The organism is Pedobacter sp. ASV12 (genome assembly GCF_016429155.1).
GTDB lineage: Bacteria > Bacteroidota > Bacteroidia > Sphingobacteriales > Sphingobacteriaceae > Pedobacter.
Genome location: NZ_JAELUC010000373.1, coordinates 1 through 381 on the forward strand (window position 1 = coordinate 1; position 381 = coordinate 381).

Sequence of the window (381 nt, forward strand, 5' to 3'; positions counted from 1 at the left end):
TTGCCAAGGTAGAGCAAATAAGCCTATGGAGTGCCATCGAATCTGTTTTTTGTGGATTAACATGGGCTGTTTTTACCCCTAATAGGATAGGAGAGTACGGAGGAAGGGTTTTCTTTTTGTCGCCCAAACGTAGGATTGCGGGGGTGGTGGCCATGACTGTGGGCAACATGGGACAGTTGGTGTTGACCAATGTATTCGGAGCAATCGGGGTCTGTGTGTTTATCTATAGGTTCATCCCGCTCGAACCCATACTGTTCCTTGCCGTTTGTGGTCTGGCTTTTGTGTTTGCCCTGTTCTTCTTGGTTTTTTACTTCAACATTAAATGGTTGAATGGTATTTTGCTGGCCATGAGGATAACGAGGAAATACAAAAAGTTTTATG

General features: G+C 44.6%; 1 pseudogene. It reads left to right on the top strand.

Annotated features, from left to right (window positions below):
* Positions 1–381 (top strand): annotated as a pseudogene (locus tag JHD69_RS21640) (hypothetical protein); the annotation flags it as partial.